General features: G+C 61.1%; 6 protein-coding genes. 5 read left to right on the forward strand and 1 reads right to left on the reverse strand.

Annotated features, from left to right (window positions below; all coding sequences use genetic code 11):
- Positions 1-147: 147 nt before the first annotated feature.
- The 4 genes from BMF89_RS20765 to BMF89_RS20780 all read left to right on the forward strand — a co-directional run bounded on the left by BMF89_RS20765 (position 148) and on the right by BMF89_RS20780 (position 4482).
- Positions 148-786: a heme-copper oxidase subunit III gene (locus tag BMF89_RS20765; RefSeq protein WP_078108933.1), complete on the forward strand. Its 639-nt coding sequence runs from the start codon at positions 148-150 to the stop codon at positions 784-786.
- Positions 787-874: 88 nt separating this feature from the next.
- Complete coding sequence (locus tag BMF89_RS20770; RefSeq protein WP_078108934.1) at positions 875-1663, forward strand: c-type cytochrome; 789 nt, start codon at positions 875-877, stop codon at positions 1661-1663.
- A 97-nt stretch (positions 1664-1760) separates the two neighbouring features.
- Positions 1761-2831, forward strand: coding sequence for a Rieske 2Fe-2S domain-containing protein (locus BMF89_RS20775; RefSeq protein ID WP_078108935.1), 1071 nt, complete (start codon positions 1761-1763; stop codon positions 2829-2831).
- A complete protein-coding gene (locus tag BMF89_RS20780; protein ID WP_078108936.1) occupies positions 2809-4482 on the forward strand; it encodes a cytochrome bc complex cytochrome b subunit in 1674 nt (557 codons plus the stop codon). The genes BMF89_RS20775 and BMF89_RS20780 overlap by 23 nt, the downstream gene beginning before the upstream one ends.
- 93 nt (positions 4483-4575) lie before the next feature.
- Here the strand turns inward: BMF89_RS20780 and BMF89_RS20785 are convergent, their stop codons facing one another.
- Positions 4576-5367 carry a GntR family transcriptional regulator gene (locus tag BMF89_RS20785; RefSeq protein WP_078108937.1) on the reverse strand — a complete coding sequence of 264 codons (792 nt, stop codon included), beginning with the start codon at positions 5365-5367 and terminating at the stop codon, positions 4576-4578.
- 156 nt (positions 5368-5523) lie between these two features.
- Here BMF89_RS20785 and BMF89_RS20790 point away from each other — a divergent pair, with 156 nt between their 5' ends.
- Positions 5524-5817, forward strand: a complete 294-nt coding sequence (locus BMF89_RS20790) for an HPr family phosphocarrier protein (RefSeq protein ID WP_078108938.1) — start codon at positions 5524-5526, stop codon at positions 5815-5817.
- Positions 5818-6000: the final 183 nt, after the last annotated feature.

Consider the following 6000-nt stretch of genomic DNA (forward strand, 5'->3'; position numbering starts at 1 on the left):
ACTTGATGCTAGCGATCCACCGTGCTCCGTGACCAATGCGAAGGAGGTCGGGAACTTTTCCGCGCGAATTCGCGTGTTTGTAGAAAAAGTCTCCCCAAATGGCGGTTCGCATTGGGAAGTCCGGACTTTTACAGACATAATGTCCTTGTGACATCTGCGACCCATGCCCCCAGTACCCCGGCGCACCCGACGCTGAATCGCCCCAATTTGGTTTCCGTTGGAACCGTTGTGTGGCTTTCCAGTGAGTTGATGTTCTTCGCCGGTCTCTTCGCCATGTACTTCACGCTGCGTTCCACGTCAGGCGCGTTGTGGGCGGACGAAACCGGCAAGCTCAACTTCCCGTTTGCGCTTGTAAACACGATCGTCCTTGTGTCAAGTTCCTTCACTTGCCAGATGGGCGTCTTCGCCGCCGAGCGACTTGAACCGCGCCGTCGAGGCGGTGTGCTGCAGTTCACCCGCTGGGGCATGAACGAATGGTTCCTCCTGACGTTCATCATGGGCGCCATCTTCGTTGCCGGCCAGAGCACGGAATACGCCATGCTTGTGTCCGAGCACGTTACGCTCTCCGCCAACGCCTACGGTTCCGCTTTCTACATGACTACCGGCTTCCACGGCCTGCACGTCATCGGCGGCCTCATCGCCTTCCTGTTCATCATTGGCCGCGCATACGCCGCCAAGAAGTTCGGACACTTTGAAGCGACCTCGGCAATCGTCACCTCGTACTATTGGCACTTCGTGGATGTTGTGTGGATCGGCCTCTTCCTGGTCATCTACGTCCTGAAGTAGCCCGGCACCGACTCTTGTTCCACAAGAGGATGAATTTTAAAGAAGCGGCTCACGGAGCCGACGCAGGATCGAATAAAGGAACCACCACGTGAAGGCACTCTCGCAGAAGCGACGTCATCCACTGGCAGCAATTGCGCTGCTGTTGCTGGGACTCCTCGTCACTGGTGGGCTTTACGCCGTTGCCACAACGGTCAACCAGGCGAAGGCAGACACCACTACCTTCAGCGCCAGCGACGCCCAGGAGGGCGGCAAGCTCTTCGCCGCAAACTGCGCCACCTGCCACGGCATGGGCGCAAGCGGAACCAAGGACGCTCCGTCGCTGGTCGGCGTGGGTGCTGCTGCAGTTGACTTCCAGGTTGGCACCGGCCGTATGCCCATGCAGATGAACGGACCCCAGGCCCAGGAAAAGCCAAGGCAGTTCAACGACCAGCAGACTCAGCAGCTCGCGGCTTACGTCGCCTCGCTGGGTGCTGGTCCGGCAATTCCCGACGCATCGCTGCTCGACGAAAAGGGTGACGCCGCGAAGGGTGGCGAGCTCTTCCGCGTCAACTGCGCTATGTGCCACAACGCTGCCGCAGCCGGCGGTGCCTTGACCCGTGGAAAGTTCGCTCCGGCGTTGGCCGGGGTTTCGGGACAGCACATCTACGAAGCCATGGCCACTGGTCCGCAGAACATGCCCGTCTTCAACGACGCCAACATCTCTCCTGAGGGCAAGCGCGACATCATCACCTTCCTGAAGACGATCGAAGCCAACGGGTCGCCGGGCGGAAACGACCTCGGATCCCTGGGTCCGGTTTCCGAAGGTCTCTTCGTCTGGGTCGCAGGCCTCGGCGTCATCATCGCCTTCACCATCTGGCTGACGTCCCGCACGTCATAGCCCGGACGCACTAAGAACTTCTGCTGTCCCCACAGCAGTTTGAATTGAACATTAACCCGGTTAAGGCCGGGACAACGAGAGAAGGATGAGGCGAATTATGGGCAACCATAGTGACGGCAGTCCGAACCACTCGGGCACCGTAGCTACGGCTGGTCAGAATGATGTGGAGAAGTTCCAGGATCCTGGGCTCCCTCCGCACCGTTTGCGCCTGGCTGACACGGATCCGAGAGCCGCTAAGCGAGCCGAACGACAGGTAGCCATACTCTTTGGCATCTCTGTCATCGGCACGGTGATCTTCCTGGTGTCGTACTTTGCCATCGATCTGCACACCGATGGATCGATCGCAACGATCCGCAACCAAAACCTGTTGCTTGGCCTTGGCACCGCATTTGCGATGCTCGGCATCGGCACCGGTATCGTGCACTGGGCCAAGGCCCTCATGCCGGACCACGAGGTATCGGAAGAACGCCACGCCATCCGTACCGAGGAGGACCGGCAGGCAGCCGTGCGGATCGTCGAGGACATCGTCGAGGAAACCGGCATCAAGCGTCGCCCGCTGATCCGCAACACCCTTTTGGGTGCTGTGGCCCTGGCTCCCCTCCCGGCCTTGGCCGTGTTCGGTGACCTTGGACCCCGTCCGGACGACAAGCTCGCACACACCATGTGGGCACCCCAGGACGGCAAGCTCAAGCGCCTCACCCGCGACCCCGATGGAACTCCGATCAAGGCGTCCGACGTGACCATCGGTTCTGCGTTCCACGTGATCCCGGAAGGCCTCAACGAACTCCAGGAAGGCAAGCTCAACGCGAAGGCCAAAGCCGTCGTTTTGCTGATGCGCCTGAACCCGGAGGACTTGACGATTTCCAAGGGCCGCGAAACCTGGAGCTACAACGGAATCGTTGCCTACTCCAAGATCTGCACCCACGTCGGTTGCCCCGTTGCCCTTTATGAGCAGCAAACCCACCACCTGCTGTGCCCGTGCCACCAGTCAACCTTCGACCTCACCAAGGAATGCAAGGTTATCTTCGGCCCCGCCAGCCGTCCGCTCCCCCAGCTGCCCATCGCGGTGGACGCTGAGGGCTACCTCGTAGCCACGAGCGATTTCAAACAACCTGTAGGACCGAGTTACTGGGAGCGTGACGAGCATGAGCGCCTCATCAACAGCTGAAGTCCCCTTCGTACCTAAAACCAAGGTTGGCCGGATCACGGACTTCGTTGACGAGCGCGTCGGCGGATCCGGAATCCTGCGTGAATTCGGCCGGAAGGTCTTCCCCGACCACTGGTCCTTCATGTTCGGTGAGGTGGCGCTGTATTCCTTCGTCATCCTCCTGATGTCGGGTACGTTCCTGACGTTCTTCTTCGACCCGTCGATGGCTGAGACCCACTATTCGGGTTCTTACACCCCGCTGACAAATGTCGAAATGTCCGTCGCGTACAACTCGTCGTTGAACATCTCGTTCGACGTCCGCGGTGGCTTGTTCTTCCGCCAGGTCCACCACTGGGCGGCCCTGCTGTTCGTGGCGTCCCTTGGTGTGCACATGCTGCGTGTCTTCTTCACGGGCGCTTTCCGGAAGCCCCGTGAAATGAACTGGGTGGTGGGCGGCGTCCTGCTCATCCTCGCCATGGCTGAAGGCTTCACGGGATACTCGCTCCCCGATGACCTGCTGTCCGGTAACGGCCTGCGAATCATCGACGGTGTCATCAAGTCGATCCCGGTGATCGGCACGTATATCTCGTTCTTCCTCTTCGGGGGTGAATTCCCCGGTACGGCGATCATCGGCCGCCTGTACGTGCTGCATATCCTGCTGGTGCCGGCGATGATTCTCCTGATGATCGTCATCCACCTCTTCATGGTGGTTGTGCACAAGCACACGCAGTACCCTGGCCCGGGCCGCAACGACGGCAACGTCGTCGGTTACCCCCTGGGACCCGTTTATGCGGCCAAGGCAGGTGGCTTCTTCTTCATCGTGTTCGGTGTCGTCGCCCTCATGGCTGCGATGTTCACCATCAACCCGATCTGGAACTACGGGCCGTACGACCCCTCCCCCGTGTCTGCCGGTACCCAGCCTGACTGGTACATCGGCTTCGTCGACGGTGCCCTGCGACTCATGCCCGGCGTGGTCAACGACTTCCACTTCGAATACATCATCTTCGGCCATGTGCTGACGCTGAATGTGCTGTTGCCCGCATTGGTTCCGGCAGGCATCATTTTCACGGTGCTTTTCACGTACCCGTGGATTGAGCGCTGGATCACCAAGGACAACCGTGAGCACCACGTCCTGGACCGTCCTCGCAACGCGCCTACCCGCACCGCGATTGGTGTCGCAGGCTTTACCTGGTACTGCGTCATGTGGGCAGCGGCCGGCTCCGACCTCATCGCAACGCACTTCCACGTCGCACTGAACGATGTCACGTACTGGTTGCGCACCCTCTTCTTCATTGGCCCGATCATTGCGTTCATGGTGACAAAGCGCGTGGCCCTCGCACTGCAGCGCAAGGACCGTGAAATTGCCTTGCACGGCCGCGAAACGGGTCGCATCGTGCGCCTGCCGCACGGTGAGTTCATCGAGGTGCACGCCCCGCTGGACGACTACAAGCAATACAAGCTTGTGGGCTTCGAGTCGCCGTCCCCGTTGGCGGCCCAGCCGAACGAGCACGGCGTCGTCACTCCGAAGGAGAAGCGCCGCGCGGCACTGTCCAAGTGGTTCTTCGAAGACCGTGTTGCCCCGGCAACGCCGGCCGAGCTCGAAGCAGCGCACGGACACGGCCACCATGAGGCCATCGAATCCAGCGAAGAGCACAAGAGCCTTAGCCACTAGCGCCCGCAGATAGCAACGAGTGAGGGCCCCGTCCATGCGGACGGGGCCCTCACTCGTTGTGCTGCATCCGGGCGGTGTACCCCTGGCTTCGAGCTAGTGGGTGCGGTAGCCCGTGGATTGGCTTCTCGTGGACCGGACGCCCGGCCGCTGCAACGGAACCCACAACTTGTAGCGGTCAGCACGGTAGTACGATACGGAGTAGTCCACCATGGCACGGGCCACGAATGCGTGGCGCTGGATCTTGAGCAGCGGAGTACCGACATCCACGTTCAGTAGCCGCGCTGTGGATGGCGAAGCTGCGGTTGCTTCGATCATGTCCTCTCCCCACTCCATCACCAGTCCGTACTTTTCACTCAGCACGTTGTACAGGGACGTGGGAGGCGCCTCGTCCAAAAGACCTGGCACGCGGTGGGCAGGGATGAAGTTCTCGTCCACGCTCATGGGTTCGTTGTCCGCGAGGAGGAGCCTCCGGAAACGGACCAGCGGCGTGCCTTCCTCCAACTGGAGTTCCCTCGCCAGGAAGGCACTGGCGGCGATTTGCTCAAAGCTCAGGACCTTGGCAGCCGGAACCATGCCACGGCGCTGCATTTCCTCGCTGTACGAGGTGAGCTTCACTTGCAGGTCCAGCTTGGGTTTGCGGACGAAAGTTCCCAGTCCAACCACCCGTTCAATGACTTCCTCGCCGACGAGGGCATCAATGGCCTGCCGTACCGTCATCCTCGCGAGTCCGAAGCGTTCAGAGAGGTCCCGCTCCGACGGCAAAGCCGCGCCGGGCTTGCAGGACTCCGAGATGTAGCTACGCAGGATCTCGCGCAGTTGAACGTAGATAGGAGTGCCGCTCTTGCGGTCGATCTCCCCCGCGATACGTGCTGCTTCAGCAGGCACGGCGGACCCCGGCAAAGAAATCACTCATGAAACAAGCGTAGGCCAATCCACTCGCAGGTCTAGACCAGCCGTCCGCAACACACGGTGCGGCGGCGCTAGGCTTGTAGGGATCAAAATCGCAGTCGGCATCTGGCCGTACGAGTCAAAGGAGCCGGTTTGCCCGAGCACAAAGCCATCGTCGCCGCAAAGATCGGCCTCCATGCACGGGCTGCCGCCGTGTTCGTGCGGGCCGTGACGGCCACTGGCCTGCCGGTGACGATCCGCAAGCCCGGCCAGCAAGCGGTGGATGCCCGCTCTTTGCTCGAAGTCATGACCGAAGATTTCGGATATGGCTGCGAAGTGGTCCTGGCGGTCGAGCGAGAAGCGCTGCAAGCCGGTCGCACGCTGGATGAGGTCAACGATGCCTTGGTAGCCCTTTCGGCCGTGCTGGAGGCCCTGGAGGGCCCCTGAAGGGCAATTCCCGTGATGGCATAGCTTCTCAAACGGCATCCGGATACGACAAACGACGGCGGGGGCCCCCCCCACGGGGGGGGGCCCCCGGGGGGGGGGGGGGGGGGGGGCGGTGTGGGGGCGGTGGAAGAAAAGATGATATAGAGAAGGGGGGTGGTGTTTTTAAAAAAAAAACCCCCCCCC

The organism is Arthrobacter sp. SRS-W-1-2016 (assembly GCF_002009585.1).
GTDB lineage: Bacteria > Actinomycetota > Actinomycetes > Actinomycetales > Micrococcaceae > Arthrobacter > Arthrobacter bambusae_A.

Coding starts and splice junctions, on each gene's coding strand:
- BMF89_RS20775 (WP_078108935.1), top strand. CDS start 1,761: ATGGGCAACCATAGTGACGGCAGTCCGAACCACTCGGGCACCGTAGCT.
- BMF89_RS20780 (WP_078108936.1), top strand. CDS start 2,809: ATGAGCGCCTCATCAACAGCTGAAGTCCCCTTCGTACCTAAAACCAAG.